Genomic DNA, 1,127 nt, shown 5'->3' with positions numbered 1-1,127 from the left:
GAGTTCAATGAAATCATCGATTCTGTTGCAGCGCTCGATGCGGACGTGATTACCATTGAAACGTCACGCTCAAATATGGAGCTGCTGAAAGCATTTGAAGAGTTCAATTACCCGAACGAAATCGGCCCAGGTGTTTATGACATTCACTCACCAAATATTCCGACGGAAGAGTGGATTGAAGGTTTAATCAAGAAAGCGGCAGAAAAGATTCCGGTACAACGTTTGTGGGTAAACCCAGACTGTGGTTTGAAAACACGTAACTGGGCAGAGACGGAAGCTGCACTTGCCAACCTAGTGTCTGCTGCGAAGAAGCTTCGCGCAGAGCTTGCATAAGGTAGCTCGTCACCAATTTAAAGTGGCTAATAAAAAAGCGGAGACCATCGTCTCCGCTTTTGTGTCTTTTATTTAATGTCCGCTTAGCTCACTAACGACGGCTCTCGTTGTTGTCGGGCTTGGGCGACAAGCAAATGACTGTGTCTATTTGATTTTGCTACAGGTTTGCTCTGAAACCAATTCATCAGCAATTAGCTGACCGCGTGAGTTACGCACTTTTAATCGGTACATCAAACCCATATCAATTTGCTCTCTTACCGACGGCGTATTGCAGTATGTATAAATACTGGTATTCAGTACTTGGTTTAATGGTTTCGCACCTAAAGCATCGTCGTTGTAAATCATCATCATTTCTACCACGTTCTTGTTAGAAGAAACACGCATGATTTGCAGCGGACCGTATTCCAACGGCAGTCCGGCAGACAGGACACCGGCACGGTTAGACGCCATTAATTCAAGTTGGCGTTGGTTGTCATTGCTTGATGAACAACCCGCCAATGCACCAAAGGCGAGGAAGAGACACAGTAATTTTTTCATAAATTAAAACACTTTTTTGAACGGTTTTACGATCACGTTTTCGTAAACGCCCGCCGCCACATAAGGATCGGCGTCAGCCCATGTTTTGGCATCTTCCAAAGAGGAAAATTCAGCAATGACTGTCGAACCAGTAAAGCCGGCTTCTCCTGGGTTATCAGAGTCGATCGCTGGCATTGGACCTGCGGTAAGTAAACGACCTTCATCTTGAAGCTGTTGCAAGCGTTCTAAATGTTGAGGACGAACGCCCATACGTTTTT

At 45.4% G+C, this 1,127-nt stretch carries 2 protein-coding genes and 1 pseudogene; 1 reads left to right on the top strand and 2 read right to left on the bottom strand.

What is annotated here, in order from left to right; all coding sequences use genetic code 11:
* Window positions 1–333, top strand: a pseudogene (locus tag R8N28_RS26325) (5-methyltetrahydropteroyltriglutamate--homocysteine S-methyltransferase); the annotation flags it as partial.
* 144 nt (window positions 334–477) lie between these two features.
* On the opposite strand, the gene R8N28_RS26320 reads toward R8N28_RS26325, so the two are convergent.
* Both R8N28_RS26320 and R8N28_RS26315 read right to left on the bottom strand, forming a co-directional pair.
* Complete coding sequence (locus R8N28_RS26320; RefSeq protein WP_005459209.1) at window positions 478–870, bottom strand: GspS/AspS pilotin family protein; 393 nt, start codon at window positions 868–870, stop codon at window positions 478–480.
* A gap of 3 nt (window positions 871–873) precedes the next feature.
* On the bottom strand, window positions 874–1,127 hold a 254-nt coding region (locus tag R8N28_RS26315), incomplete at its 5' end, for a YciI family protein (protein WP_318183797.1).

The sequence above is a fragment of the Vibrio sp. Vb1554 genome (assembly GCF_033344235.1).
The sequence above is the reverse complement of the archived record's forward strand: the minus strand, read 5'-3'. Positions and strand labels throughout refer to the sequence as shown.